26 protein-coding genes and 1 pseudogene are annotated in these 26048 nt (G+C 65.5%); 8 read left to right on the top strand and 19 right to left on the bottom strand.

Annotated elements, in window-relative coordinates; translation table 11 throughout:
- Positions 1-296: aldehyde dehydrogenase family protein (locus ACP69S_RS17860; RefSeq protein WP_425999536.1), on the bottom strand; the 296-nt coding region annotated here is incomplete at its 3' end.
- A 99-nt stretch (positions 297-395) separates the two neighbouring features.
- Here ACP69S_RS17860 and ACP69S_RS17855 point away from each other — a divergent pair.
- Positions 396-1280 (top strand): LysR family transcriptional regulator, encoded by an 885-nt coding sequence (locus tag ACP69S_RS17855; protein WP_425999534.1) that lies wholly within the window; start codon positions 396-398, stop codon positions 1278-1280.
- 113 nt (positions 1281-1393) lie between these two features.
- Positions 1394-2149 carry a class I SAM-dependent methyltransferase gene (locus ACP69S_RS17850; RefSeq protein WP_425999532.1) on the top strand — a complete coding sequence of 252 codons (756 nt, stop codon included), beginning with the start codon at positions 1394-1396 and terminating at the stop codon, positions 2147-2149.
- Positions 2150-2295: 146 nt separating this feature from the next.
- Here ACP69S_RS17850 and ACP69S_RS17845 read toward each other — a convergent pair whose 3' ends face one another.
- Positions 2296-2919 (bottom strand): glutathione S-transferase family protein, encoded by a 624-nt coding sequence (locus ACP69S_RS17845; protein WP_425999530.1) that lies wholly within the window; start codon positions 2917-2919, stop codon positions 2296-2298.
- 132 nt (positions 2920-3051) lie between these two features.
- Positions 3052-3210 carry a hypothetical protein gene (locus ACP69S_RS17840; protein ID WP_425999528.1) on the bottom strand — a complete coding sequence of 53 codons (159 nt, stop codon included), beginning with the start codon at positions 3208-3210 and terminating at the stop codon, positions 3052-3054.
- Positions 3211-3291: 81 nt separating this feature from the next.
- Here ACP69S_RS17840 and ACP69S_RS17835 point away from each other — a divergent pair, with 81 nt between their 5' ends.
- A complete protein-coding gene (locus ACP69S_RS17835) occupies positions 3292-3828 on the top strand; it encodes a hypothetical protein (RefSeq protein ID WP_425999527.1) in 537 nt (178 codons plus the stop codon).
- Between the two features lie 52 nt (positions 3829-3880).
- Complete coding sequence (locus tag ACP69S_RS17830; protein ID WP_425999525.1) at positions 3881-4708, top strand: DUF3883 domain-containing protein; 828 nt, start codon at positions 3881-3883, stop codon at positions 4706-4708.
- Here ACP69S_RS17830 and ACP69S_RS17825 read toward each other — a convergent pair.
- Together ACP69S_RS17825 and ACP69S_RS17820 are read right to left on the bottom strand one after the other, a co-directional pair.
- The gene (locus ACP69S_RS17825; protein WP_425999523.1) at positions 4705-6312 is read right to left on the bottom strand and encodes a GMC family oxidoreductase; all 1608 of its coding nucleotides are present in this window, start codon (positions 6310-6312) and stop codon (positions 4705-4707) included. The two genes, ACP69S_RS17830 and ACP69S_RS17825, sit on opposite strands and share 4 nt — an antisense overlap.
- 65 nt (positions 6313-6377) lie before the next feature.
- The gene (locus ACP69S_RS17820; RefSeq protein ID WP_425999521.1) at positions 6378-7280 is read right to left on the bottom strand and encodes a hypothetical protein; all 903 of its coding nucleotides are present in this window, start codon (positions 7278-7280) and stop codon (positions 6378-6380) included.
- A 282-nt stretch (positions 7281-7562) separates the two neighbouring features.
- Between ACP69S_RS17820 and ACP69S_RS17815 the strand changes: the two genes are divergently transcribed.
- Together ACP69S_RS17815 and ACP69S_RS17810 are read left to right on the top strand one after the other, a co-directional pair.
- Positions 7563-7823, top strand: a complete 261-nt coding sequence (locus tag ACP69S_RS17815; RefSeq protein ID WP_425999520.1) for a hypothetical protein — start codon at positions 7563-7565, stop codon at positions 7821-7823.
- Entirely contained in the window at positions 7798-8262 is a 465-nt protein-coding gene (locus ACP69S_RS17810; RefSeq protein ID WP_425999519.1) for a retroviral-like aspartic protease family protein, read from the top strand. Before ACP69S_RS17815 ends, ACP69S_RS17810 begins: the two co-directional genes overlap by 26 nt.
- A gap of 50 nt (positions 8263-8312) precedes the next feature.
- Here ACP69S_RS17810 and ACP69S_RS17805 read toward each other — a convergent pair whose 3' ends face one another.
- Positions 8313-9995 carry an AIPR family protein gene (locus ACP69S_RS17805; protein ID WP_425999517.1) on the bottom strand — a complete coding sequence of 561 codons (1683 nt, stop codon included), beginning with the start codon at positions 9993-9995 and terminating at the stop codon, positions 8313-8315.
- Positions 9996-10200: 205 nt separating this feature from the next.
- Positions 10201-12009 carry a translation elongation factor 4 gene (gene lepA, locus ACP69S_RS17800; RefSeq protein ID WP_425999515.1) on the bottom strand — a complete coding sequence of 603 codons (1809 nt, stop codon included), beginning with the start codon at positions 12007-12009 and terminating at the stop codon, positions 10201-10203.
- 244 nt (positions 12010-12253) lie between these two features.
- Between lepA and ACP69S_RS17795 the strand changes: the two genes are divergently transcribed.
- Positions 12254-12826, top strand: a complete 573-nt coding sequence (locus ACP69S_RS17795) for a DUF1134 domain-containing protein (RefSeq protein ID WP_425999540.1) — start codon at positions 12254-12256, stop codon at positions 12824-12826.
- A gap of 223 nt (positions 12827-13049) precedes the next feature.
- On the opposite strand, the gene ACP69S_RS17790 is transcribed toward ACP69S_RS17795, so the two are convergent.
- Both ACP69S_RS17790 and ACP69S_RS17785 read right to left on the bottom strand, forming a co-directional pair.
- Complete coding sequence (locus ACP69S_RS17790) at positions 13050-14597, bottom strand: DUF4139 domain-containing protein (RefSeq protein ID WP_425999513.1); 1548 nt, start codon at positions 14595-14597, stop codon at positions 13050-13052.
- Between the two features lie 140 nt (positions 14598-14737).
- Complete coding sequence (locus ACP69S_RS17785; RefSeq protein ID WP_425999511.1) at positions 14738-16111, bottom strand: DUF4139 domain-containing protein; 1374 nt, start codon at positions 16109-16111, stop codon at positions 14738-14740.
- Between the two features lie 59 nt (positions 16112-16170).
- On the opposite strand from ACP69S_RS17785, the pseudogene ACP69S_RS17780 reads away from it, so the two are divergent.
- Positions 16171-16307, top strand: a pseudogene (locus ACP69S_RS17780) (hypothetical protein).
- A gap of 42 nt (positions 16308-16349) precedes the next feature.
- On the opposite strand, the gene msrA reads toward ACP69S_RS17780, so the two are convergent.
- The 10 genes from msrA to ACP69S_RS17730 form a co-directional block, all read right to left on the bottom strand.
- Positions 16350-16961, bottom strand: a complete 612-nt coding sequence (gene msrA / locus ACP69S_RS17775; protein WP_425999509.1) for a peptide-methionine (S)-S-oxide reductase MsrA — start codon at positions 16959-16961, stop codon at positions 16350-16352.
- 66 nt (positions 16962-17027) lie between these two features.
- Positions 17028-17309: a hypothetical protein gene (locus ACP69S_RS17770; RefSeq protein ID WP_425999507.1), complete on the bottom strand. Its 282-nt coding sequence runs from the start codon at positions 17307-17309 to the stop codon at positions 17028-17030.
- A complete protein-coding gene (locus ACP69S_RS17765; RefSeq protein WP_425999505.1) occupies positions 17306-17602 on the bottom strand; it encodes a hypothetical protein in 297 nt (98 codons plus the stop codon). The genes ACP69S_RS17770 and ACP69S_RS17765 overlap by 4 nt, the downstream gene beginning before the upstream one ends.
- A gap of 506 nt (positions 17603-18108) precedes the next feature.
- A complete protein-coding gene (pheT, locus tag ACP69S_RS17760) occupies positions 18109-20544 on the bottom strand; it encodes a phenylalanine--tRNA ligase subunit beta (RefSeq protein ID WP_425999504.1) in 2436 nt (811 codons plus the stop codon).
- Between the two features lie 166 nt (positions 20545-20710).
- Positions 20711-21799 (bottom strand): phenylalanine--tRNA ligase subunit alpha, encoded by a 1089-nt coding sequence (gene pheS / locus ACP69S_RS17755; protein WP_425999502.1) that lies wholly within the window; start codon positions 21797-21799, stop codon positions 20711-20713.
- A gap of 278 nt (positions 21800-22077) precedes the next feature.
- Positions 22078-22437 (bottom strand): 50S ribosomal protein L20, encoded by a 360-nt coding sequence (gene rplT / locus ACP69S_RS17750; RefSeq protein ID WP_425999500.1) that lies wholly within the window; start codon positions 22435-22437, stop codon positions 22078-22080.
- Between the two features lie 15 nt (positions 22438-22452).
- On the bottom strand, positions 22453-22653 hold the full coding sequence (rpmI, locus tag ACP69S_RS17745; protein WP_012285249.1) for a 50S ribosomal protein L35: 201 nt from the start codon (positions 22651-22653) through the stop codon (positions 22453-22455).
- Positions 22654-22715: 62 nt separating this feature from the next.
- Entirely contained in the window at positions 22716-24521 is a 1806-nt protein-coding gene (locus ACP69S_RS17740) for an alpha/beta hydrolase family protein (RefSeq protein ID WP_425999498.1), read from the bottom strand.
- 33 nt (positions 24522-24554) lie between these two features.
- Positions 24555-24734 carry a hypothetical protein gene (locus tag ACP69S_RS17735; RefSeq protein WP_425999496.1) on the bottom strand — a complete coding sequence of 60 codons (180 nt, stop codon included), beginning with the start codon at positions 24732-24734 and terminating at the stop codon, positions 24555-24557.
- Between the two features lie 67 nt (positions 24735-24801).
- A complete protein-coding gene (locus ACP69S_RS17730; protein ID WP_425999494.1) occupies positions 24802-26013 on the bottom strand; it encodes an MFS transporter in 1212 nt (403 codons plus the stop codon).
- Between the last annotated feature and the right edge of the window lie 35 nt (positions 26014-26048).

Genomic DNA, 26048 nt, shown 5'->3' with positions numbered 1-26048 from the left:
TTGCTGTCGGCGATGACCTTGCCGTGCTCGGACGACAGGATCTCGGCCAGCAAGTTCATGTCGCGCTCGATCAGGCGCTTGAACTCGAACATCACCCGCGCGCGGCGCTGGGGATTGGTCGAGGCCCAGCCGATCTGGGCCATGGCCGCGTTCTGCACCGCCGCGTCCAGCTCGGCGTCGGTCGCCAGCTGAACCCGGGCCTGCACCTCGCCGGTGTTGGGATTGAAGACGTCGCCGAAACGGCCAGAAGCGCCGGGCGCGCTCGCCCCCGCTATGAAATGGTCAATGGCCCGCATCGGTGCGTCTCCGTTCAAATCTCGCAGAAGAGAATGCTTGATATTCATGCAAAATAGCCATTGCAAATATGCAAGCCAAGGCAGCAAGGATTCAGCGCCGTGTTCGAGTGGGACGACCTCCGCTATTTCCTCGCGGCCGCGCGCGCCGGATCGTTCAGCGGCGGCGCGCAGCGAACTGGCGTCGACACGGCCACGGTGAGCCGCCGGGTGGCGCGGCTGGAAACAGCGCTGAAGGCCACGCTGTTCATGCGCTCGGCGGCAGGGCTGCAACTGACCAGCGCCGGTGCTCGCCTGATGGAGGCCGGGCTGAAGGCGGAGGCCGCCATGCAGTCGGTGACGGGGGCGGCCGATCCGGAAGTCAGCGGCGGCACGGTCAGGATCAGCGCCGCCGAGGGGTTTGGCGGTCACGTGCTGGCGCGGGCTTTGCCGACCTTCCGCCGCAGCCGGCCGACCTTGCGGATCGAGCTGGCGACCACTGCCGGCCTGCTGTCGCCCACACGCCGCGAAGTGGATCTGGCGGTCACCTTGAGCGCCCCGACCGACAGCCGTTTGCTGGTCGAACCCCTGACCGACTACCAGTTGGCCGTCTACGCCTCGCCCGCCTATCTGAAACAGGAAGGCCCGTTCGAGACGGCGCATGACCTGCGACGTGGCCAGATCGTCGGCTATATCGACGATCTGCTCCAGACCCCGGAACTGCGCTATCTCGATGAAGTCGCGCCAGGACTGGAAACCGCGCTGTCGAGCTCGTCGATCCTGGCCCAGCGCGACATCATCCTGGCCGGCGGCGGGATAGGCGTCCTGCCGTGCTTTCTGGCGCAGGGCCTGACGCGGATCACGCCGGAGGTGCTTCTAAAGCGCCGCTTCTGGGTCAGCACGCTGCGCGACGTCGCCGCCACGGCCCGTGTTCGCGCGGTGCGCGCCTGGCTGCAGGACATCGCCGCGGCGCGCGCGGAGGAGCTCAACCCATTCGCGGGCGATTGAGGCGCGGAAGGGAGCAAGGCCGAGCACTCAGGTTACCGGGAATTCACGAGAACGACGTTCGTTGAAACCTGAAAAGCTGTTACCCGTTGAGGAAAATCAGGGGAGATCGACGCATGATCCGCAAGTCCATGGCTTCCGCCCTCGCGGTGCTCGCCGTCTGTACCGTCAGCGGCGCCGCCTTCGCCCAGGTTCCCGCCAACATCACCGCCGCTGTAGCCAATCCGGCCCGTCCCGCCGAGGACAGCGCCCGCGACGCGGCCCGCCATCCGGGCGAGATCCTGGCCTTCGCCGACGTAAAGCCCGGCGCGAGCGTGGTCGATTTCATCATGGGCGGCGGCTATTTCACCCGCATCCTGTCGGGCGCGGTGGGCTCCACCGGGACGGTCTATGCCTATCAACCCGCCGAGTTCATCCAGTTCTCGGCCAAGTATGGCGAGAACCTCAAGACGGTCTCGGCCGCCTTGCCCAACGCCAAACCGCTGGACGGCAGCCTGCTGGCCCTGGACCTGCCCGATGGTCTGGACCTGGTGTTCACGGTCCAGAACTATCACGACCTGCACCTGAAGCCGTTCCCGGCCGCCACGGCCGCCGGGGTAAATGCCGAGATCTTCAAGTCGCTGAAGCCGGGCGGCCTGTTCGTGATCGTCGACCACGCCGCCGCCGCCGGCGCCGGCACCACGGTCGCCCACGACCTGCACCGCATCGAGGTCGCCGCCGTGAAGGCCGAGGTCGAGGCCGCCGGTTTCAAGCTGGAAGCCGAAAGCCCCCTGCTGCGCGACGCCACCGATCCGCACACCGCCAGCGTCTTCGACCCCGCCATTCGCGGCAAGACCGACCAGTTCATCCTGAAGTTCAGGAAGCCGAAATAGCCCCAATCATCCGCTCTCCCCGGCGAAGGCCTGGGCCCAGATTCATCAAGAGCGTCTGGGGATGGTGCGCCATTTCGCGGTGTTGGACCGTCAGGCGCTTTCGGGCTCGATCTGGATCCCGGCTTTCGCCGGGAAGAGCGGAAAAATTAGGGTACGCTCACCAACGCATGCGGCAGGAACGCTCCGCGCTCGCGCAGGCGGTCGTAATAGGCGCGCACGGCCGGAAGGTCGGCGTGATCGATCGGCGTCGCCACCCAGCGGTGGGTCGAGAGGCCCAGCACCACATCGGCCAGGCTGAAGGTCTCGCCGGCCGCGTAGGCGCCGGTGGTCTCAAGCTGGCGTTCCAGTATGCCCATGGCCTTGTTCCAGGCCGCTGCGCTGGCCTCGATCCTTGCCGGATCGTCGAAGCCCGGCGTCTTGCGGGCCAGGGCCAGGAAGGCAAAGCGCCAGGTGCCGTTGAGCTCGGTGGCCTGCCAGTCCATCCACTGCTCCACCCGCGCGCGGCCGCGCGGATCGGCCGGCAGCAGGGCGCCGCCGCCATGGCGATGCGCCAGGTAGCGGCAGATGGTGTTGCTCTCCCACAGCGGGCCCTGGTCGTCGATCAGCACCGGCACCAGGCCGTTGGGATTGAGCGCCAGGAATTCGGGCCGGTCGGTGGGCGTGTAGCCCATGCCCCAGTCTTCGCGGTCGTAGGCCAAGCCCAGCTCGTCCAGCGTCCACAACACCTTGCGGACGTTCATCGACGAGGTGCGGCCCAGAATCTTCAGCAAGAGGGGACCTTCATGCGTCTAGAGCCCTTTCCGACCTGATGGCTTCATCAGGGTCGGGCGAAAAGGGCTCTAAATCAGAAGTTTAGAGCATTTTTCGATCCGATAACCGTTTCACACTTATCAGAAAATGCTCTAGCGGGCCATCCAGGGCTTGGATTTGCCGGCCTGAACGCCAGCGGCCTGCTCGCGCTGGAACTTGCCGCCGCGCGGGGGCTTGGGCTTGGCGTCGATGGCGGCCTTCTTCAGGCGCAGGGCGCGCTGGATCGGAGTTTCTTCGGGAGCATCGGTCATGACGGCGCCTATAGCACGATCCGGGGCGGTAGGGCGCGGATCCGCCTTGAGAACGCCCAGCTTGCCGGCCAAGCTGCGGGGATGATCCTTCGCAGCCTCGCCCTGACCTTGCTCCTCGCCGCCGCCGGCGCCGCGACCGCCCAGGTCCGCGACGAGCCGACGGCCGTCTCGCCGGTCACGGTGATGCCGCCCACGCCGTCGCCCAAGGTGGTCGCCACCTATCCGGCCCAGGGCGAGACCATCGCCCCCGGCGTGCTGATCGTGAAAGTCGCCTTCGACCAGAAGATGAACCCCAGGGCCTGGAACTACGGCGCGGCGCCCGACAGCGAGCAGCCCGAATGCGTGAAGACGCCCCGCCTGCTCAACGACCAGAAGACCTTCGTGCTGCTGTGCCGGGTGCTGTCGAACCGCACCTACAAGGTCGCCCTAAACGCCCAGCCGGCGGGCGGCTTCGCCAATCTCGGCGACAACCCGGCGGAGACCCATGTCCTGACCTTCCAGGTGGTGCGCGGCGAGCTGGTCACCACGGTCGCCGGGGCCTTGAAGGCGGCGGGTCTGAAGAGCGAGGACCAGCCGATCGAGAAAGCCCCCGAGCCCGCGGTTCGTCCCGCGCCCTAGATCAGGCCAAGCTTTGGTGGCGCGACGGCCGCGCCTGAGGCATCGTCGCGCCGTGAGCGAGGAAACACACAAGTCCGGAGACTGGACCGAGGCCGATCTGGACCTCGTCGTAGGCGACTATTTCGTCATGCTGGCCAAACAGTTGGCCGGCCAGCCTGTCAATCCCGCCAGCCACCAGCGCGCCCTGCGATTCGTCACCGGCCGTCCCGGCGGGGCCATCGAGTTTCGCCAGCGCAACATCTCGGCCGCCCTGATGCTGATCGGCGTACCGGTCCTGAAGGACTTCGCCCCGCGCTGGAAACTGCACGACGAGCTGCTCGACGCCATCGACCGCCAGCTGTCATCCCGCCCCACCCTGATCGCCGCCGCCATGCGCCCACCGCTGCTGTTCGCCGCCCGCGAGCCCCTGCATCTGATCGAGGGGCCGCCGCCGGCCTTCGACGCCGAACAATTGCAGCCCAGCCCCCGCGCTGAACGGCTGATCGCCAAATTCGACCCCGCCGCCCGCGACCATGCCAACACCCTGCTGGCCGAGGCGGGCCGCGCCGCCGTCCTGGCGTTCGAGCAGCGCCGACTGCGCGACCACGGCCGCGCCGACCTGGCCGACCAGGTCCGCTTCGCCAAGGCCCCAGGCGATATTCCGGGTCACGATATCCTCAGCTTCAAGCCCACCGGCGAGGAGCGCCTGATCGTGGTCAAGACCACCACCGGCGGGGTCGGCACCCCCATGGCCCTGACCGACGACGAAGACGGCCTGTGGACCACTCGTCCCGACGTCTTCCGCCTGTATCGCCTGTACGACCTGGGCGGCGACCTGCGGTTCTACAAGCTACGGCCACCCCGGGTCGCCGAAGCCGAAGCCGAAGCCGAAGCGGTCTAACGAGCGTCCCCGATCATCATCCGCGCGGCCTTCTCGGCGATCATCAGGGTGGGCGAGTTGGTGTTGCCCGAGACGATGGTCGGCATCACCGAAGCGTCTGCGACCCGCAGGCCCTTCACGCCGAACACCCGCAGGCGCTCATCGACCACGGCCGCCGGATCGTCGGCCCGGCCCATCTTCGCCGTGCCCACGGGGTGAAAGATGGTGGTTCCCAGCAGGCGCGCGGACGCCAGCAGGCCCGCGTCGTCGTCGACGGCCAGACCCGGCGCCATCTCGCCCGGGCCATAGCGGGCCAGAGGCGGCCGGGCGACGATGCGGCGGATCAGGCGCAGGGAGTCGATGGCCACCCGCTCGTCCTCGGCTGTCGAAAGATAGTTGGGCTGGATCAGCGGCGCGTCCGCCGGATCGGGGCTGGCGGCGTGGATGCTCCCCCGGCTGGAGGGCCGCAGGTTGCAGACGCTGATCGTGATGGCCGGAAACGAATGCAGCGGCTCGCCGAACCGGTCCAGCGACAGCGGCTGGACGTGGAACTGCACATTGGGCGTCGCATAGTCCGGCGAGGTCTTGGCGAAGGCCCCCATGTGCGACGGCGCCATCGACATCGGCCCGCGCCGCAGGAACGCATATTCCAGCGCCATCAACGGCCGCCGCCATACCGAGGCGTAATGGGCGTTCAGCGTCGGCACGCCCGACACCCGGTAGATCGGCCGGATCTGCAGATGGTCCTGCAGGTTCTCGCCCACGCCCGGCAGGTGGCGATGGACTGGCAGGCCCAGAGCCGCCAGCCGCTCGCCATCGCCGATCCCCGACAGCTCCAGCAGGTGAGGGGTGTTCACCGCCCCGGCGGTCAGCGCCACCTCGCCGCGACACCGCGCCTCGCGAGCCTCCCCCTTCTCGGTCCAGGCCACGCCCACGGCCCGGCCGTCCTCGAGGATCACGCGATCCACCCGCGCCCCGGTCCGCAGCTGCAGATTAGGCCGCGACAGCACGGGTTTGAGAAAGCCCCGCGCGGCGCTCCAGCGCAGGCCGGCCCGCTGGTTGACGTTGAAATAGCCGGAGCCGGTATTGTCCCCGCCATTGAAGTCAGGGCTCACGGGAATGCCCTCCAGCACCGCGGCCTGGGCGAAGGCGTCCAGCACCTTCCAGCGCATGCGCGGATGCTCCACCCGCCACTCGCCGCCCGAGCTGTGATGCTCCGACGGCGGCGCGATGTGGTCCTGCTGGGCCTTGAACAGCGGCAGGACATCGTCCCACCCCCAGCCGGCCAGACCCTGCTGGCGCCAGCCGTCATAGTCGGCCGCCTGGCCGCGCATATAGATCATGGCGTTGATCGCCGACGACCCGCCGATCACCTTGCCCCGGGGATAGGCCAGACTTCGCCCGTCCAGCCCCGGCACGGCCTGGGTGCGATACATCCAGTCCGAACGCGGATTGCCGATCGCAAACAGATAGCCGACCGGGATGTGAAACCAGATCCAGTCGTCCCGCCCCCCGGCCTCCAGCACCAGCACCCGCTTGGCCGCATCCGCCGACAGCCGGTTGGCCAGCACGCAGCCCGCCGACCCGGCGCCGACGATGATATAGTCGTAGGTCTCGACCGTCACGGACTTGCCCCTCGCCTTCGCGGCAGTCGTGCCGCGATTTGAGGCTGGGCGCCAGCGGTCGATGGCTAGAGGCGACGTCCATCGATCAAGGTCGGCGGCGGCAGCGTCGCGCGCCGGGGCGCGTGGCCCGGGTCGGGGAAGGGCGGCTTGGCCGGCGGCCAGTTTCGGGCCGGCCTGCGCACCGCCAGCTTCGGCTCCGGCCCGTTGAAGTCCATGATCGTCTTTTCCAGTGGCCGCAGAACCCGCTCGGTCGTCAGCTCCGCCGCCTCCAGGGCCTCTGGCTCGTCCTGGCCCAGAAAGTCGCGACGGAACCGATAGACCCGCCGCTGGAAGATCGCCGGCACGCGCTCGGGCGCGAGCAGGAGCGCCAGACTGATCAGGGCGATCTCGCGGAACATCGTCTCGGTCTCGCGCTCCACCGCCTCGCGGGTCGGCCGCCAGTCGACGAAGAAGCCGCCGTCGTCCGGCCAGCCGCCATCGGGCGGACACGACGGACCCGGATCGACGAGGCCCGGTCTCGCGCCGCCGCCCGGCCCGTCCAGCTTGTCCAGCCGCTGGACCAGCGCCGATAGCCGCAGGGCCTCGTGGTCGCGCCCGTCATGGATCGCGCCGGCCAGCCGCGCCAGAGCCGCCGCCCTCAGGTCGGCTGGATCGGACGACGGCGGCGGACCGCAGGCCGCCACGCCGCCCGTGCGCCGCGCTCGCGCCGGTGACGCCCCCGCCGTGCGCCGCTCGTCAGCCTCGGCCCGCCGCGCCGCCACATGGGCCCGCGCCACCGCATCGGTGCTGGCCTTCTTGGTCCAGCCCTCCTTGCAGGCATGGCGATAGATGCTGCCGGGCGCGACCCGCCACAGCGCCGACAGCTCCTTGGCGGTCGCGCCGTTGCGATAGGCCTCCCCGATCTCGGCCCACGAGGCCTCGGACAGACGGAAATAGGTGGGTGGGGTTTCTGAGCTGTGTTCGGTCATGGCCACATTATGCGGCCGGGGTGAGCGCCGGGGATTGGGGCGGTGGGTTTTTTGGTAAGTGTTTAAAGGGGCTCTGGAAGTTTTGCCGAAGTGCGGGGATAGAGGGGCGGCTATGCCCATGGCGGCTGCTTGCGGCAGGCGGAACATCGACACCAACGGCGAATTAGTTAATGAAGATTAACCCTGATCCCGCCGACTCGGTCCACATTTTGCCGACAGACTTGTTGTGATTGGCAGTGTCTCGCTGGCTGTGGTTCAACAGCCAACATAGGGAGTCGTCTGATGGCCAGTCTTAGAGAAGATATCGCCGCCTTCGGCCAGATGAAGGCTGAGCTCGAAGCCTCGCACTTCCATGAATGGGTGGTTTTCCACTGCGGTAGGTTCATCGACGCCTTTTCCGATTTCGAGGCGGCGGCGACCCTGGCTGTTGATCGGTTCGGCAATGGTCCGTACCTCATTCGTCAGGTCGGGGCCGGTCCTGTTCAGCTTCCTGGCGGGATGATTTTCCGACCGGCGCATGCGCTCGATACAAGCGGGCTTTAAGTCCGGCGCGCCCGGCGAAACCACGGCGGATTTGCTCGTTCGGCTAGGGCCGACGATCCAGGTCGATATCGGCCTGAAGTCGCTATCGCTTGCCGGCGAAACCCCGAACCTCCCGGAAAAGAAGGTCAGGACACTGATCGACACCGGCGCCGGCGGTGACTGCATCGACGATGAACTGGCCCAACGGCTGGGCCTGCCCATCACCGACGAGGGCGAGATCAGCGGCGTCGGCGGACGCCACCGCGCGTTCGTCTACACAGCGCGTCTCTACATTCCGCAATTGAACAAGCTGCTGTTCCAGCCCTTCACGGGTGTGAAGCTGCACGAAGGTGAGCAATGGCACCGCGTGATCCTGGGGCGGTCGTTTCTTCGCGGGTATCGGCTGATCTATGAGGGCGGCACGGGGCAGGTCGAGCTCGCGGAGCACGGGGCCGAGTAAGGTAACGGGCTTGCCGACCTTACCCCTAGGCGGAAAGTATATTCCTGTGTCTAGTTGATCCTTGCGTCCCTCACAGCTTCCCAAAACTCTTCCGACTTGGCTACGCGATCGCTGGCGCCACGCTTGAGGTATATAGAGTTCGCTTTAGCGATAACTTTGCGGCGCCGATCTGGCTCAATCAAATCATTTGCCAGGAACCTCTTAGCGGAAAACTTTCCGCCACAAGAATCATAAACGATCCTGGCAACGATATGGTATTTGAGATTGTTCCTATCTCTGACTCCGCAATCAGGAAGTTCCTCATTGATGAGTGCTTCTGTACCTCGAACCAGATCTATAGCTTTGGCATAAACGCGGATGTCATAGCTGGCGTCGAAAACGTCATTATTAGATTCTTTCAATAGTGAACCGGGCCGCGCCCTGGCAGTGTGAGGGCGTCCTGAAACTACCGTCATCACGGCTTGAGCCATATCTGTGACGGTTATGATCTCAGCCTTTGTTTTTCCCTGATTCTTCCAGAAATTTTTCCGGCGCTCATAATATTTCCCTTCCGCGCGAAGGTGAAGCTCTATGTCTTTGTGAATGGCCGAAGTTGCAATCAACTGAGCTGGTGAAATTGGGGTCTGCCTATTAGTGGCCCGGATGATTTCCGCTCGTACGTCATCATCTTCGGCGGTAATAACTCTAACTAATACAAGCCTATCATCTTTTAAGCCTAGACCGATCAGGCCGCCAGATATGCCAGAAAAGTGCTCGTAAATTCTTCGGCTAGTTTGTAGGCCGTTGACAATTTTTGGATTTTTCATCTGGAGCATACTTCCAGACAAGGTGGCGGAGTCGCAGATGATCGAAGCGCCGTTATTAAGCCACCAAAAATCTATATCTCCGCCATCTGCGAGGGTCGCGCCAATTTCCTTATTTACTAAGACGTCGCCTTCGTAGTCGCGAACGTTGTCGTCGAACAGGCGTTGTTCCAGCCCGCCGCCCGATTTAGAGATAAATGCATAGTAATCGTGAAGCTTGGCCAACGCTACGTAAGATGGTCCTTTCGACAGGTTTACAGAATTTCCGCTGATTTGAAGTGATCGCACTTCATCCGGCGGTTCCCGCACAACGGATAAGAGGGATCGAGCATCCGACGCCGTGGCCTCGACTGTTGCGCCCGAGAAGCGCGTCTTTAAGTCGTCCGCGATCTGTGCGAGCCGACTTAGAACCTCTGCCTCAGCAGCCTTTGGTGATTTGGTCGCGTAGATAACGTGGATCGATAGGGAGGGAAATTTTGATGCGACGGAGATGTAAAATGTCCTGAAGGATAAAAACGCCTCCCAGACCTCGTCATTGTAGTTTTTGAATACCTGAGAAAGCTTAGCTTTATCAAAATCCATTAGGTCGGAAAGAGTAACCCTTAAGTCGTTGAGCGCCGACGTTGGAAAAGATTCTTGGAACTTGTTCGTGAATATGAAGAGGTCTAGGTCCGGATTTTTTCGAACCGCCGAATTGTCGAAATCAGAAATCAGTCGACCGTCACAGAGACAATAGACTGAATCGATTCCGCCATCCTTGGCACCGTCAACGATACCGTTTTCGATGTCCGCGTAGTCGAGATCAAAATGCTTCAGGTGGTGATACGGAACATAGATTTCAAAGAAATCTGCCTCGGGTAGTTTGGGGTAGTCCGCCTTCTTGGCCTCTCCAAAGAGGTGCATCAAGATTGTGGTGTCCGTGGCAGACATGCGACCTCGATAAGACAGCGCTCCTGGCTATTCACCAGTGAGGCATTGGAAACGGAGCGCCACTCTAGCGATGCGCGCTCAACCATTGCCAGAGAAATTGAACCGCTCCATCCATCGTTGGTCGGCGGAGGGAATCAAAACGCCCCCGCCAGCTTCCGCTGACGAGGGCGTCCAGAACACTTCGACAGGCTAGTTCAGAAGCCGATCAATCCTCGTCCATCTTCAGCGCCGCGATGAACGCTTCCTGCGGGATTTCGACCTTGCCGAACTGGCGCATGCGCTTCTTGCCGGCCTTTTGCTTGTCCAGCAGCTTGCGCTTGCGGCTGGCGTCGCCGCCGTAGCACTTGGCGGTGACGTCCTTGCGCAGGGCGCGGACGGTTTCGCGGGCGATGATCTTGCCGCCGATGGCCGCCTGGATGGGGATGACGAACATGTGCGGCGGGATGAGCTCTTTCATCTTCTCGCACATGCCCCGGCCGCGGCCCTCGGCGCGGTCGCGGTGGACCAGCATGGAGAGGGCGTCGACGGGCTCGGCATTGACCAGGATCGACATCTTCACCAGGTCGCCCTGGCGGTAGTCCTCGACCTGGTAGTCGAAGCTGGCATAGCCCTTCGAGATCGATTTCAGACGGTCGTAGAAGTCGAACACCACCTCGTTGAGCGGCAGATCGTAGACGACCATGGCGCGGTTGCCGACGTATGAAAGCTCGCGCTGCTGGCCGCGGCGGTCCTGGCACAGCTTGATCACGCCGCCGAGGTAGTCGTCGGGGGTGAAGATGGTGGCCTTGATCCAGGGCTCGCTGATGCTCTCGATGTGCATCGGGTCGGGCAGGTCGGCGGGGTTGTGCAGCTCGGTCTCCGAGCCGTCGCGCATGTGGATCTTGTAGACCACCGAGGGGGCGGTCGCGATCAGGTCGAGGTCGAACTCGCGCGACAGGCGCTCCTGGATGATTTCCAGGTGCAGCAGGCCCAGGAACCCACAGCGGAAGCCAAATCCCAGGGCGGCGCTGCTTTCCATCTCGTAGGTGAAGCTGCCGTCGTTCAGGCGCAGGCGGCCGACGGCGGCGCGCAGGTCCTCGAAATCGGCGGCGTCGACCGGGAAGAGCCCGCAGAACACGACGGGTTGCACGTCCTTGAAGCCGGGCAGGGCGTGTTCAGTAGGCCTCTTCTCGTCGGTCAGGGTGTCGCCGACGGCGGCGTCGCCCACTTCCTTGATCTGGGCGGTGAAGAAGCCGATCTCGCCGGGGCCGAGGCTCTCGACGGGGGTATTTTTGGGCTTGAAGACGCCAACGCGGTCGACCAGGTGGGTCGAGCCGTGCTGCATCATCTTGATCTTCTGGCCGGCGCGCAGGCGGCCGTCGATGATGCGCACCAGCACCACGACGCCCAGATAGGCGTCGTACCAGGCGTCGACCAGCAGGGCCTTGAGCGGCGCGTTCTCGTCGCCCTTGGGCGGTGGCAGGCGGGTGACGATGGCTTCCAGCACGTCGTGGATGCCGATACCGGACTTGGCGCTGGCCAGGACGGCGTTGCTGGCGTCCAGGCCGATCAGGTCCTCGATCTGGGCGCGCACGCGCTCGGGCTCGGCGGCGGGCAGGTCGATCTTGTTGAGGACCGGGACGATCTCGTGATTGTTGTCGATGGCCGAATAGACGTTGGCCAGGGTCTGGGCTTCCACGCCCTGGCTGGCGTCGACGACCAGGATCGAGCCTTCGCAGGCGGCCAGGCTGCGGCTGACCTCATAGGCGAAGTCGACGTGGCCGGGGGTGTCCATCAGGTTGAGGATATAGGTCTCGCCGTCGTCGGCCTTGTACTCCAGACGCACGGTCTGGGCCTTGATGGTGATCCCGCGTTCCTTCTCGATGTCCATGTTGTCGAGAACCTGCGCGGTCATCTCGCGCGCGGTCAGGCCGCCGGTCTCCTGGATCAAGCGATCCGACAGCGTGGACTTGCCGTGGTCGATATGGGCCACGATGGAAAAATTGCGGATTTTGTCGAGAGGCGTCGAAGTCATGCGCGTGCGTCTAGCACATTTGGGCCGCTTCGCGAGGGGGCGATCCTGTCACGGCGGTCGCCGGATTTCCTCATGCTTAACCGAACCTTAAAGCCGGCCGCCGCAAACCGGTCCTAATGGGCTGCGAGAGTGGCGCAACGATATTTCTGAAGGGGCCGTCATGGACCGTCGCAAGTTGATCCTCTCGGGCGTGGCCACGCTCGGCGCCGCGTCGGGCGCCTCCAGCGTCTTCGCCCAAGACACAATGGCCCAAGACACAATGGCCCAGGACACTATGGCTCAGGATGCGGCGGCCGGCGGGACCACCACCCCCACCTATGACACCGGCTCGGCCCAGACCTATTCGGCCGACGAGATGATCCGCGCGACCTCCGATTTCCTGGGCGTCACCGCCGAAAGCGCCGGGGCGGCGATCGAGAAGGTGTTCCGCGAGAAGGGCCAGCCTACAGGCTATATCGCCGGCGAAGAAGGCGCGGGCGCCATTGCCATCGGCCTGCGTTATGGCCGTGGTCTGCTTTACATGAAGGGCCGTCCCACCATTGAGACGTTCTGGCAGGGCCCCTCGATCGGCTGGGACTGGGGCGGCAACGCCAGCCGGGTCTTCACCCTTTGCTACAACCTGCAATACCCGGACGCGATCTTCCGCCGCTTCCCCGGTGTCGAGGGCGTCGCCTATCTAATCGGCGGCCTGGGCGTGAACTATCAGAAGGCCGACGACATCGTCCTGGCCCCGATCCGCGCCGGCGTAGGCCTGCGCCTGGGCGCCAACGTCGGCTACCTGGGTTACAGCCGTAAGCGCCGGATCATGCCGTTCTGACATTGAAGGTCCCCCTTTTTGGGCAGGGCGATCGCATATGACCAAAAACGATTGTCATCCCGGACGAGCGCGCAGCGCGCAGATCCGGGACCGACGCCTGAACTCAGCGCTCCCGGTGGTCCCGGATCGGCGCTTCGCTTGTCCGGGATGACAGCCTTTTCCGCGCAACTCCATAGGCGATAGCCCTGTCCTTTTGGGAGAGCAGCTATCCGCGCCAATTCGCCTAGCCGCCGTACTCGATGGCGTAGCGGAACGTCCGGGTCTCGCCCGGGGCCAGGGTGATGCGCCAGGCGACCTGGCCCTGGCGGATGTCGTGGCGCGCGGGCTCGGCCACCACCTTGAACATCGGGACGTCCGGGTTCTGGCGTAGCTCGACGGTCACCGGGATGGTTTTGGCGTTCGACAGATCGACCTCGTAGGTACGCCTCACGCGGTTCTTGCCTGGCCTTGCGTCTTCGACCAGGCGCGGGCGGGCCCGGACATCCATGGCTTGGCCGATGGTCAGATCCAGGGGCTCGCCGACCGGCACGTCGCGCACGGCCTGTTCGCCGGCGAAGGCCGGGCGACCGCCGATGGTCTCCATGACCGACAGCGCGCCGGCGGGGAGGGACTTGCCCAGGCCGTTGGCGATCTTGTTCTCCAGACGCAGCATGACGTCGGGCCGGACCGGATCGGAGCCGTCCTCGTAATCGTTCCAGGGGTCGACGGAGACAACGTACAGCCGCTGGAACGCCACGCCCTTCTGGTCGAGGAACGCCACCTGCTTGGTCTGGCGCGCGGCCACGGTTACGGGCTCGGGCAGGGTGTAGAGCTTGTAGTCGCCGAGGTCGGACTGCTCGGCCAACTTGGTGCGCTGGGCGGTGACGACGATTTCCTCCCGCGCGGCTCCAGCCGGCGCGGCCATGGCCATCATCGGCGGAGGAGGCGGCGGTGCGGGCGGCGGCGGGGATCGGCCGTGGGTGGTGGTGTCCATCGGCCAGCAGGCGCGGTTGATCGCCTTGGTGTCAGCCTTTGGAATATTGACCGGCACGCGCGACAGCGCGCCGGCCACGGTCTGGGTAGGAGCGTCGACGAAGCTGGTTCCGCTGCTGTTGACCAGGGTCAGCCAGCCGGTGAGGTCCAGGGTTTTGCCGTCAGGCGCGATGCGAGCGACGTAGTCCGCCTGCCAGTTCACGCCGATGGCGAGGTAGGACAGGGTGAGTTTAACGGTCGTCGCGGTCGGAACGTCGATCAGGGTCGATAGCGACGGCTTGTTTGACAGGCCGGCGGGGATCTGGTCGAACACCAGCCGCTCGGCGCCGCCGGAGCAGCCCAGGGCTTCAACCCCGTTCGCCGTCTGCAGCACGACCCCATTCGGACCCTGACGCACGATGGCGCTCTCGGCAGTCTGGCGGCCCGTTTTCGCGTTGGTGCGGACAATGCCGACCTGCTGGTTCAGCGACCGCTCCAGCAGGGTTCCTAGGCTGAGCAGGGCGTAGTCGTAGTTGCGCTCGATCATGCCGCCCGGCAGGCCATCGACCGCCGTGCTCTGGGGTATCAAGCCGTCGGCGACCGCGTCGAAGCGCAGGGTGTGGCGACCGGCGGGCAAGGTCACGGTCCGGGTCTCGGTGACCAGGATCAGGCCCTTCTTCAGGGCCTGTTCGCGCTGCCACGGTTGCAGGGTCTGGAACGGCTCCGAGCCCGCCCGATAGAGCGTCACCGCCGTCTTTTCGGCGGCGGGCGAGGCGATCACCTCGGCGACGGCGGGAGAGGCCGCGGCGATGACGAGCACGCAAGCCAAGATCCTCCCCCTGACGGGGGAGGTGGTCCCCGACTTGATCGGGGGCCGGAGGGGGCGGTGGCCGGGCCGGAGAGGTCTTCCCCCTCCGTCGCCTGCGGCGACACCCCCCCCCTGGGGGGAGGATCTGGGCATCACCAGCCGGTCTCGACCGTGAAGGTCAGGGTGGTTTCGCCATTGGCGGGCACCGGGACGCTCCAGCCCAGGGTGCGGGCGTCGATGCGGCGGCTCTTGAGGCTCTCGGCCTTGACCTCGCCGTCGCGCCACAGGCCGCCCTGGCGCAGTTCCACCGTCACGGCCTCAGGCCTCGCGTTGCGAACCAGATACTTCATCGAATAGCGCGAGCGGGTCTTGGAGACCTTCTCCTGGCTGACCAAAGTGGCTTGGCTGGTGACGTCGAAGGCGTCGCCGATCTTGATCGACAGCTCCGAGCCTGCCGGCGTGTGGTCGATGCTGTTTTCGCCGACGAACTTTGGATCGCCCGCCTGGTCGCGCATATAGACGCGCATCACGCCGGCCGGCAGTTGGCTGCCCAGCCCGGCCAGTCTGGCGTTGCTGAACTGGATCGCCACCGTCGCAGACGAAGGGTTCTGATCGCTGTTGAACGCGCCCGTGCGGATCTCATAGACCTTCTTGGCGGTCACACCTTGGGCGCTGAGAAAGCCGACCTGCTTGCTCTGATTGGCCAGGATCGTGGTGCGCTGAGGCAGGGGATAGACGTAGTAGTCAGCCAGGCGTTGGGCGTCGCCACTCTCGGTCCCCGCCGATTGCATCGCATTGCTGGGCCGACGATAGCCGCCATTGTTGAGCTGGTTGACCTCGCCGGCCACCAGCTGGGTGCGGGCGTTGTCGAACGGGGTGCCGGAACTGTTGGTCAGGGTGATCCAGCCCTGCAGGTCCAGCGCGCCCTTCTTCTCGTCGAACAGGGCCACATAGTCGGCCTTCCAGCCCAGGCCCGAGGTCAGGTAGCTGAGCTTGGAGGCGCGAGGGCCGGCCTTGTCGGCGTCGACCGTCACCGACAGGGTCGGGCGGGCGCGCAGGGTCTCAGGCACCTTGTCGAAGATCACGCGGGTGGGCACGCCGTCGTCGCGCAGCACCTCGATGCGATCGCCGATCCGCAGAACCACGCCCTGGTTGGCCGCCAGGACCGTGGCGGTCTCGATGGTTTCCTTGCCGTCGCCTGGATTGGTGCGGACGATCTTTACCTGCTGACCGACCGCCTTTTCCATCAGCTTGTCGGGGGTAAGCAGGTCGTAGTCGAAGTTCTGCTCGATGATCGTCACGCCCGCCGCCGACAGGCTGACGGTTTCGGGCCGGATGGCGGCCGAGACGTCTTTGAACTCCAGGCGTTGGCGGCCAGCCTTCAGGTCCAGATCGCGGGCGTCTTCCACCAGGGCCAGGTCGGAATTGTAGATGGTGACCGAGAGTTCCGGAGCTTGGGCGGCATGGGCGGCGGCGCCCATGGCCAGCACGACAGCAGCGGTCGCCAACAGCGCGTAACGGTTCATCGACGTTCTCCCCATTTTACAGGCTTAAACCTACATGGGATTGGGGCGATGTCGAGGCGGTGGAGCTTTGTCCGACGCTGGGACGCCCCCTCCGTCACGCCGCGTATTCGCAGCGCGCTACCTCCCCCGTTTTACGGGTGAGGAGATGCGATCTTCTCCTGCCCCGCTTGCGGGGGAGGTGGCGCGGCGCCGATAGGCGACGTGACGGAGGGGGCGTCCAGCGTTGGCCGGAAAGGGCTCAGCCGCCCCAGACCTGCTTTAGCCGCAGATCCCGGCCGCAGCCGGTGCGATAGGCCTGATAGCGCAGGGCGTTCCGTTTGGCGTAGTCGCGGTGGTAGTCCTCGGCCGGCCAGAAGGTCTTCAGATCGAGGACCGGGGTGACCATCTTGCCGATCTTCAGGCGCTTTGCGGCCTCGGCGCGGGACTTTTCGGCGGCGCCGCGTTGCGAGGCGCTGCTGACGAAGACAGCGGTGCGATAGGACGAGCCGCGATCGCAGAACTGGCCGTCGTCGTCGGTGGGGTCGACCAGCTTCCAATAGCGATGAAGCAGGAAGCCATAGTCCAGCTTAGCGGGGTCATAGGTGACCCGGACGGCTTCATAATGGCCGCTCTTCTCGCTGGTGACATCGCGATAGGTCGGCTTGTTGACGTGGCCGCCCGTGTAGCCGCTCTCGACCTTGATCACGCCGGGCACGCCCTGCATGTCGTGCTCCATGCACCAGAAGCAGCCGCCGGCGAACACGGCGGTGGCGGTCTTCCCGGGACTCTGGGGCTTGGCGGGCGTCGCGGCCAAGGCGGGCAGGCCCGTCAGGGCGACAAGGGCGACGATCAGGGTCAATAGGCGGCGCATTGATCTCTTTCCTGGAGGGCTCGGAAGAGGGCCCCACCTTCAGATACGCACCAGCTGGCAGTTTTGTTACGCCTGCCAGCCAAATCCGACGCCGCGCACCGACAGACAGGCCGTCAATCGGGCGGCCAGGGCTTCGGCGCGCTGGTCGCCCTGATCCTCAATCTCCAGTCGGATGGCCAGTGTTTGGCCCTCAGGTGTGGCGGTCAGCGCGCGCAAGCGGGCCTGCTGGACGCTGGCCACGCCCAACACCCGCATCAGGGCGTCGGGCGTGTCGTCGGTGGTGACGAGGAACAGGCGCCGCCGTTCCTCGCCGGGTGTGTCCTCGTCCGGTTGCGAGGGCGGTTTCAAGGTCGCACCCACTGGTGCTCGACACTGGCCGAGTTGACGCCGGGCCAGGCGGCCAGATCACGCGCCAGCAGGCGAGCGGCCTGTTCGCCCAAGTGGCGGACGCGCAAGGAAGCCTCGACGATCTGGCCCACGGGCTTGAGGGTCAAGCCGCACAGCTCGGCGCCGCTGTCGGCCAAGCCCTGACGCACGGCGTCAAGCGCGCTGTGCGCGTCCTGGGCGGCCAGCAGCAACTGGTGAACGGTGACACCGTCGGAGTCGCTATGGAAGGCGGGTGGTGAAGGCAGGTAGCTCATGGGTCAGTCCCCTCTGGATGGTGGAAAGACCGACGAAACGCACAACAAAAAGCCCCGCTCCTTTCGGAAGCGGGGCTTTTGGAGATCTTGCGATCCGTCGGCGTTTGGTTATCTCGCGCGCCTGTGCCCCGTCCGAATAGGAACGGTTTTAATCTGGTTCCACATCATGGTCGCGGCGCACGACGTCGCCGCGACGGCGGTAAAGCCGGTCACGAGAGCGATGTTGATGGCGAGTTGCGAAACCATGAGGACCAGTGACTCCCTGCGTTCCACCTAGACGTAGCGTGGGTCTGCGAGGTGCGCAAGGCCTTGCCTCGCGTATGGGCGATCGGTCGCGGTTTTGGTTACCGGACGGGCGGGCGCCCGGGATTTGAGCAAGGCGTAGTAGGCCCTCCTCCTGAAGGGGGAGGCGACCGAAGGTCGGAGGGGGAAGACCGCACCAGTCGGCAGCACTTCCCCTCCATCGCCTACGGCGACACCTCTCCCACTATGGGGAGGACTTTAGATTACGACCTAAGCTTGCCGCCGGCCTTCTCCGCCGCCGCCACGATCCGACCCGACAGAGCCTCGATATCCGCGTCGGTCAGGGTAGCCTCGCGCGGCTGAACGACCACCTCCAGCGCCACCGACTTAAAGCCGTCCGGCACGCCGGGGCCTTCATAGACGTCGAACACCCGGACGGCCGCGATCAGCGCCTTGTCGGCGCCCGCCACGGCTTTCACGAGATCGCCGGCCGCCTTGGTCTTCTCGACCAGAAACGCGAAGTCGCGGGTCAGGGGCATCAAGGGCGAGGGCGAGAAGGCGGCCTTTGACTTGTGGGCCTTCTTCTTGGGTTCCGGGATCGCTTCCAGACTGATCTCGAAGCCATAGACGGGACCAGCCACATCCAGCGCCTTGAGCACCGCCGGGTGCAGTTCGCCAAACTCGGCCATCACCGCCTTGGGGCCCAGCTGCAGGCGCGCCGAACGGCCCGGGTGCCACCAGGACGAGGCCGAGCCTTGGGCGGTCTGCAGCTTGTCGACCGGCGCGCCAAGTTCCTCCAGCAGGGCCAGCAGGTCGGCCTTGACGGAGAACAGGTCGTCTTGCGCCGCCTTATCCCAATTGCGCGGGGCGTGAGGCGCGAGGATAGCCGCGATCACCGTACGCTGGTCAGCCGGCCGATCGCCATGGAAGGTGGGACCGATCTCGAACAGGGCCGCGTCGGCAAAGCCCTTGCGGGCATTGCGGCCGGCGGCCTCGATCAGGTTGGGCAGCAAGGATGGGCGCATGCAGTCCAGGTCCGAGGCGATCGGGTTGGCCAGGATCAGCTCGGCCGCGCCGCCACCGAACAGGGTCGCGGTTTTCTGGTTGGTGAAGCTCCAGGTCAGGGCCTCGGCATAGCCGGCCGCGGCCAGGGCGCGACGGGCGACGCGGCCGCGCGCCTGCTTGGCGGTCAACACGCCGCCGACGGCGCGCGCAACCTCGGGTAGAGCCGTCGACGGCAGCGTGCCATAGCCGGCGATGCGGGCGACCTCTTCGACGAGATCGGCCTTGCCTTCGACGTCGCGGCGGAAGGTCGGCGGGGTCACGGTCCAGGGCGAGCCCAGCACGACGTCGAAGCCCAGGTCGGCCAGGATCCGGTGTGTCTGGTCGGGCGTCACGGCCAGGCCCGACAGCTGCTCGACAAAGTCGGGCTCGAACGCAAAGCCGGTCGGCGCGGCCGGCGCCTGCCCCGCCACCACAATCTCCGACGGCTCGCCGCCACAGAGGTCGAGGATCAGCTTGGTGGCCAGTTCGATACCGGGAACCAGCGAGTGGGTGTCGACCGTGCGGGCGAAGCGGTACTGGGCGTCGCTGTTGATGCCGGTCGTGCGACCCGTCTGGGCGGTGCGGATCGGTTCGAACCAGGCGCTCTCAAGGAACACGTCCGTCGTCGCTTCGGAGCAGCCGGTGCTTTCGCCGCCCATGACGCCGCCCAGGCCGATCGGACGATTGCCGCCGGCGTCGGCGATCACAGACATCTCGGGCGTGATGTCATAGGTCTTGCCGTCCAGAGCAATCAGTTGCTCGTCCTGATGCGGCGCGGGCGACGGCTGGTCGCCGGGCGTGACCTGCGCCTTGCCGCGACCCAGGCGCGCCTCGATGGTCGTGCCCACCAGCTTGGCGACGTCATAGACGTGCAGCGGCCGGGCGCGATCGTAGGTGATCAGGTTGGTGATATCGACCAGGGCGCTGATCGGGCGCAGGCCGATGGCCAGCAGGCGATCCTGCAGCCACTTGGGCGACGGGCCGTTCTTGACGCCCTTGATCAGGCGGCCGGCAAACACCGGGCAAGCCTCGCCATCGACCGTGACGGTGATCGGGCAGGGGAAGGTCCCCGGCACGGGTGCAATGGACAGGTCCTTCAGCGTACCGACTCCGGCGGCGGCCAGGTCGCGGGCGATGCCGGCGACGCCCAGCCAGTCGGGGCGGTTGGGGGTCACTTCGAAGTCGACGACAGCTTCCATGCCCAAGGCGTCGGCGGCGGGTGTCCCGACGGCCAGGCTGTCGGACAGCTCCATGATGCCGTCGCTCTCGCTGGCGGCTTCAAGCTCGGAGGCCGAGCACAGCATGCCGTTGGAGACGACGCCGCGCACTGGCTTCTCGACCAGGGTCACGCCCAGGCCCGGCACATATGCGCCGATGGGGGCATAGATGGTGGTCAGGCCCGCGCGGGCGTTGGGCGCGCCGCAGACGATCTCCTTCATGCCATCGACGGTATCGACCTGGCAGACGCGCAGGCGGTCGGCATTGGGATGCTGCACGGCCTCGACGATCCTGGCGACCGTGAAGGCGGCCAGCTTGGTTGCGGGATCGGTGACGTGTTCGACCTCGAGGCCGGCCATGGTCATGGCGGCGACGATGTCGGTGGCGGAGGCCTCGGTGTCGAGGTGATCCTTGAGCCAGGAGAGGGTGAATTTCATGGTTCGAACTCAGGGTTCCTTCTCCCCTTGCGGGAGAAGGTGGCCCCGGACTTGATCCGGGGTCGGATGAGGGGTTTCTCGGCGAGTCCGGCGCAACCCCTCATCCGTCGCCTATAGACGGCACCTTCTCCCGCAGGGGGAGAAGGGAGGAGGAGCGCGGCCTGCATCAGCTCAGTCCACTGGCTGCATTCGGCGCGGCAAATGCGCTAAAGCCGTAATGCGCCAGCCAGCGGCTGTCGGACGACCACATGTCGCGCAGGTCGGGCATGCCGTATTTCAGCATCCCCAGACGGTCGACGCCCATGCCGAAGGCAAAGCCCTGGTACTCGTCCGGATCGATGCCGCAGGCGCGCAGGACGTTGGGATGAACCATCCCGCAGCCCAGGATCTCGAGCCACGACGTCCCCTGACCGATCTTGATTTCCCCACCCGAGCGGTCGCACTGCACGTCCATCTCTGCCGAGGGCTCGGTGAACGGGAAGTGATGCGGGCGGAACTGGGTGGTCACCGCATCAGTCTCGAAGAACCGCGCCAGGAAGGTTTCCAGGGTCCATTTCAGGTGGCCCATATGGATGCCCTTGTCGATCACTAGGCCCTCGACCTGGTGGAACACCGGCGTGTGGGTGGCGTCGTTGTCGCAGCGATAGGTGCGGCCCGGAGCGATGATCCGGATCGGCGGCTTTTGCGACATCATGGTCCGCACCTGCACCGTCGAGGTGTGGGTGCGCAGCAGCATGCGCTCAGCGTCCGACCCGTCCTCGTTCTTCTTGGGATTGAAGAAGAAGGTGTCGTGCATCTCCCGCGCCGGGTGCTTGGGCGGGAAGTTCAGGGCCGTGAAATTGTGGAAGTCGTCGTCGATGTCCGGCCCTTCGGCCACTGCAAAGCCCATCTCGGCGAAGATGGCGATCATCTCGTCCATGGTCTGCATGGTCGGATGAACGGACCCCTTGCGGCGAGGCGGGGCCGGCAGGGTGAGGTCCAGGGTCTCACTGGCCAGACGCGCGTCCAGCTCGGCGGTCTCCAGCGTCGCCTTGCGGTCGGCGATGGATGCGGCGGCGGCGTCGCGCAGGGCGTTGATCGCCGCGCCCTGCGTCTTGCGCTCCTCGGGGCTCATCGCGCCCAGGGTTTTCAGCAGGCCGGAGATCGAGCCGGTCTTGCCCAGCGCCGCGACACGCACAGCGTCGAGGGCGGAAAGATCGGCGGCTGCGGCGACTTGCGCCAGCACATCGGATTCGAGTGTTTTGAGATCGGTCATGACGGGCTTCCGTCTAGGCGGTTTCAGTGGAACTGGCGAGGGCGGTGCGCACCAGATCCTCCCCCCAGCGGGGGAGGTGTCGGCCCCCGGGTCGCGCGAAGCGCGCGCCCGAGGATAAACTCAGCCGACGGAGGGGGAAGCGGATCCCCGGCCGTGGAGACTTCCCCCTCCGGCCCTTCGGGCCACCTCTCCCGCTGGGGGGAGGATGGCAAAAAGCCCCCCGGCTCGCACCGGAGGGCTTTTCTTAGATCGCAATCGGGACGAACCCGAAAAAGACCTTAGGCGGCCAGGGCGGTGCGGACCTTGTCAGCAATGGCCTTGAACGCGGCAGGGTCTTGACCCGCGATATCCGACAGAACCTTGCGGTCCATCACGATACCCGCCACGTCCAAGCCGTGGATAAATTGCGAGTAGGTGAAGCCCTCGGTGCGGGCGCCGGCGTTGATGCGTTGGATCCACAGCGAGCGGAAGGCGCGCTTGCGCACCTTGCGGTCGCGGTACGCGTATTGACCGGCCTTATCGACGGCGGCCTTGGCGGTGCGGATGGTGTTCTTGCGGCGACCGTAGAAGCCTTTTGCCTGCTCAAGAACCTTCTTGTGCTTGGCGTGGGCGGTAACGCCCCGTTTGACGCGAGCCATGTGTCAGCGCTCCTCTTAAAGGCCGTAGGGCATGTACGAACGAATGGTCTTGGTGTCCGAAGCACTCATGACCTTCGTTCCGCGGTTTTGGCGGATGTACTTGCCATTATGGCCGATCAAACGGTGACGCTTGCCGGCGACGCCGGCTTTCAGCAGGCCCGTGGCCGTGATCTTGAAGCGCTTTTTGGCGCCTGACTTGGTTTTCAACTTAGGCATTTCGCGTCGGAGCTTTCGCCCCGTCCTCTGGGATAGCAAGACGAACCGCCATGGCATGCCAATTAGCCAGGCGGTTCCGGAAAGGCGGGGTTAGTACGGGAAAGAGTCGGGTAAGGCAAGGGCGGAGGGGGCAATCGCGCCCGCCCGCAGCTTTGGATCAGTTCGGCGGATTGTTCCGTTCCAGGAAGGTCACGGTTGCGGTCAGCATTTGCTGGCGGGTCGCCTCCCGGGAAAGCCAATGGTCCTCGGACTTTAGCGTCACGAACTCGACAGGCTTGCCAGCCCGCTCCAACGCGCGCCTCATATCGGTGCTCTGGTCGTAATAGACGACGGTGTCGTCCTTGCCGTGGATCAGCAGCACCGGACCGTCCGCCTGGGCGGCGAAGTTTACCGGCGATTTTTGAACCAGCTTTGGATCGGAGGGCGAGGCTACGCCCATATAGCGCTTCCAGTAGCGCACCGCCGAGCTGGTGCCCCCCCTGGCTGACTTCTCGGGCCAGCATCTTACTCATGTCTGACACGCCTGCCACTGCGACCGAGCAACGATAGACGCCCTTGTCCAGGGTGATGCCGGCCAGGGCGGCATATCCGCCATAGCTGGCGCCGACGATACAGACCCGCTTGGGATCTATGGTGCCGGCCTTGGCCAGCATCCGCACGCCATCCGATAGGTCGGTCTGCATCTTGCCGCCCCACTCGCCGTAGCCAGCCTCGGTGAAGGCGCGACCATAGCCGCTGGAGCCGCGGAAGTTGGGTTGCAGCACGGCATAGCCGCGCGAGGCCGGGGCCTGGGCCCACCAGTCGAACCCGGCACTGTCGCGAGCCTGCGGGCCGCCGTGAGGCACGACGATCAGGGGAAGGTCCTTGGCAGCCTTGCCACTGGGCAGGGTCAGATAGCCCTCGATCTCCAGGCCATCAGCGGCCCTGTACGTAACGGCCTGCACTTGGGCGATGTCGGCGCCGGTCAGGCCCGGATAGGCCGCGCCGATCCGCTTGACCTTCTTGGCGCCCAGATCGACGAGATAGTAGCCACCGGGCTCACCCGTGCCCTCGACATAGACTACCAGCTTGGCGAAGTCGTGGGTGTGCGCCGACAACATGACCTGCCGACCGACGAACACTTGACGTACCTGGGGCCAAGCCGCCTTGATCCGGGGTTCGGTAAAGTCGTACTCGCGATAGACATCTTCATAGCTTGAACCGATGATCCGGCTCTCGCGGTCGGTGATCATAGAGTACGGACCCTTGGGTGTGGTGGCGGCCCCCAGCTTGCCGTCGGCCGACGAAACCGGCGCCATGCTCCAGTTCTTTGCGCTTGCGTCCCAGATCGACAGCATGACCGCTGTTTCGTCATAGGTCAGGCCCGCGATTGACGGCTGATCCAGCGGGGCGATCGTCGAATAGGCTTCCGTCCAGCTGCCGTCGCGACGCAGGTCAAGGCTCCAGCGGCCGTCGCGCAACCGGAACTTGGTGCGCGCCAGAACCGTGCCGTCGGACCTTGCCAGATAGCTGCCGGTATCCTTGTCGCCCATCTGGTGTCGGCGGCCGATGCCGGTGTCGGGATCCATCCGGTAGAGGTCGTAGTGACCGTCCTCGTCGGCGAATGCCTCTTTGGCGAAGAGGCCGGCCCAGATCGCCGGCTTGCCATCGAAGACGCCGCCGTAGGGCGTTTCCCACATAACGTTGAGGACGCTGTCCTGAGAGCCGTTGGGCAGCTGCACGATCGCGCCGGTCTTGGCGTTGAGGCTCAACGCCTGGAAATATTCTCCCACGAAGGCGACGCCAGAAATGCCGACGGTCGAGGACACTTGAATGACAACGTGGCTGTCACCGATCCAGGACACGGCGCGAACCTTGCGGTCGCCCATGTTGAGCGAGTGATGGACAGTGCCATCGACACTCTACACCACCACATGGGCCGCGCCGCCCTCCTGGACGATATAGGCCAGCTGTTCGCCGCTGGCCGAGATGTCCACGCCGCTCATGGCGGGCAGGCGGCCATAGGCCTCGACGGGCGCAGCGTTGACGGCGCCCAGTCCGAACGCGAAAGCGGCCAAAACTCCGGCCAGCAACTTGAGCATGAAAGACCCCGAAAAAGACAGCCTTGAGATTAGTCCGCCGCCCCGGAACTGTCGAGGTGCAGAGGCGTCAGGCCTGGCTTTTCGCGTTCTGAGTGATCGTCACGGCAAGCCAGATCGCCGGAAGCGTCAGCAGAGCGCCGAACCAGTAGGGGCCGCCGATGTTCAGGCCAAACAGCGGACCAGCCAGCAGGGGACCGCCCATGCGGGCCAGGGAGCCACCAGCCATGTTCAGCCCCAGCATCTCGCCCTGCTGATGCGGCGAGGTAGCGCGCGAGATCAGGGCGGCGATGCAGGGGAAGACCAGCGACTGGCCAAAGGCGGTCAGGCCCACGAACAGCGGCACGACGGCGCCGCTGGGCGCAAAGGGGGTCACGGCCAGGCTCACGGCGATGATCGACAGGCCGACCGTCAGCACCCGTGGCTCGCCAAAGCGGCGGGCCAGGCGCCCGGTCACCGCGCCCTGACCGATCGAGGCGATCACGCCGATCACCGCAAAGCACAGGCCGACCTGACGCGGACCCCAGTCGAATCGGGCGTGGGTCCACAGGCCGAAGATCGACTCCATGCCGGCGAAGGCCATGGTCGAGACCAGGGTGATCAGCAGCACCCGCGACAGCACGGGATTGGCTCTGGCGGCCAGCAGCGCTTCGCGTCGATGCGGACGCGGCGTATCGGGCGCGCTGGGCGAGCGGCTCTCGACCACGAACAGGAAGACGCCCAGCGAGGCGATGGCGGACAGTCCCGCCGCCACGAAGAGCGGGATCTGGAAACCCAGAGGCCCGGCCTCGGGATGGGCCAGCAGGCCGCCAAGGGCGGGCCCGACCACGAAGCCGGCCCCGAAGGCCGAGCCGAGCAGGCCCATGCGTCCCGCCCGCTTTTCCGGCGGGGTGACGTCGGCCATATAGCCCTGGATGGTCGAGATATTGCCGGTGGCGAAACCGCCCACCAGGCGAATGGTGAAGGCGATCCACAGGGTCGGCGCGAAGGCCAGCGCCACATAGGCCAAGGTGTTGGCCAGGATGGTGACGATCAGCACCGGCCGCCGGCCGATACGGTCCGACAGCCTTCCCCAGAACGGTTCGGCGAAGAACTGTCCCAGGCTGTAGGCCGAGAACAGCGCTGTGATCTGCCAGGGCTCGGCGTTCAGCGACTGCGCATAGAAGGGCAGTAGCGGAATGACCAGCCCGAAGCCCACCAGGTTGATGAACACGACCAGCAGCAGGACATAGAGCGCCCGGGGACTATGGGCGGACGGCGCGGCGGGGGCGATCTCGGACATGGCGACGCTTTCGAAGGGCCGCTCCAATACGCTTT

Origin of the sequence: Caulobacter sp. DWR1-3-2b1 (genome assembly GCF_049895765.1) — a bacterium.
Taxonomy (GTDB): domain Bacteria; phylum Pseudomonadota; class Alphaproteobacteria; order Caulobacterales; family Caulobacteraceae; genus Caulobacter.
This window is presented reverse-complemented; position numbering and strand designations above follow the sequence as displayed.

Bases quoted from the DNA above. Each gene is read 5' to 3' on its own strand.
- ACP69S_RS17850 (WP_425999532.1), top strand. From the start codon at position 1,394: ATGATCCGCAAGTCCATGGCTTCCGCCCTCGCGGTGCTCGCCGTCTGT.
- ACP69S_RS17840 (WP_425999528.1), bottom strand. From the start codon at position 3,210: ATGACCGATGCTCCCGAAGAAACTCCGATCCAGCGCGCCCTGCGCCTG.
- ACP69S_RS17835 (WP_425999527.1), top strand. From the start codon at position 3,292: ATGATCCTTCGCAGCCTCGCCCTGACCTTGCTCCTCGCCGCCGCCGGC.
- ACP69S_RS17820 (WP_425999521.1), bottom strand. From the start codon at position 7,280: ATGACCGAACACAGCTCAGAAACCCCACCCACCTATTTCCGTCTGTCC.
- ACP69S_RS17815 (WP_425999520.1), top strand. From the start codon at position 7,563: ATGGCCAGTCTTAGAGAAGATATCGCCGCCTTCGGCCAGATGAAGGCT.
- ACP69S_RS17810 (WP_425999519.1), top strand. From the start codon at position 7,798: ATGCGCTCGATACAAGCGGGCTTTAAGTCCGGCGCGCCCGGCGAAACC.
- ACP69S_RS17805 (WP_425999517.1), bottom strand. From the start codon at position 9,995: ATGTCTGCCACGGACACCACAATCTTGATGCACCTCTTTGGAGAGGCC.
- lepA (WP_425999515.1), bottom strand. From the start codon at position 12,009: ATGACTTCGACGCCTCTCGACAAAATCCGCAATTTTTCCATCGTGGCC.
- ACP69S_RS17795 (WP_425999540.1), top strand. From the start codon at position 12,254: ATGGCCCAAGACACAATGGCCCAGGACACTATGGCTCAGGATGCGGCG.
- ACP69S_RS17785 (WP_425999511.1), bottom strand. From the start codon at position 16,111: ATGAACCGTTACGCGCTGTTGGCGACCGCTGCTGTCGTGCTGGCCATG.
- msrA (WP_425999509.1), bottom strand. From the start codon at position 16,961: ATGCGCCGCCTATTGACCCTGATCGTCGCCCTTGTCGCCCTGACGGGC.
- ACP69S_RS17765 (WP_425999505.1), bottom strand. From the start codon at position 17,602: ATGAGCTACCTGCCTTCACCACCCGCCTTCCATAGCGACTCCGACGGT.
- pheT (WP_425999504.1), bottom strand. From the start codon at position 20,544: ATGAAATTCACCCTCTCCTGGCTCAAGGATCACCTCGACACCGAGGCC.
- pheS (WP_425999502.1), bottom strand. From the start codon at position 21,799: ATGACCGATCTCAAAACACTCGAATCCGATGTGCTGGCGCAAGTCGCC.
- rplT (WP_425999500.1), bottom strand. From the start codon at position 22,437: ATGGCTCGCGTCAAACGGGGCGTTACCGCCCACGCCAAGCACAAGAAG.
- rpmI (WP_012285249.1), bottom strand. From the start codon at position 22,653: ATGCCTAAGTTGAAAACCAAGTCAGGCGCCAAAAAGCGCTTCAAGATC.
- ACP69S_RS17740 (WP_425999498.1), bottom strand. From the start codon at position 24,521: ATGGGCGACCGCAAGGTTCGCGCCGTGTCCTGGATCGGTGACAGCCAC.
- ACP69S_RS17735 (WP_425999496.1), bottom strand. From the start codon at position 24,734: ATGCTCAAGTTGCTGGCCGGAGTTTTGGCCGCTTTCGCGTTCGGACTG.
- ACP69S_RS17730 (WP_425999494.1), bottom strand. From the start codon at position 26,013: ATGTCCGAGATCGCCCCCGCCGCGCCGTCCGCCCATAGTCCCCGGGCG.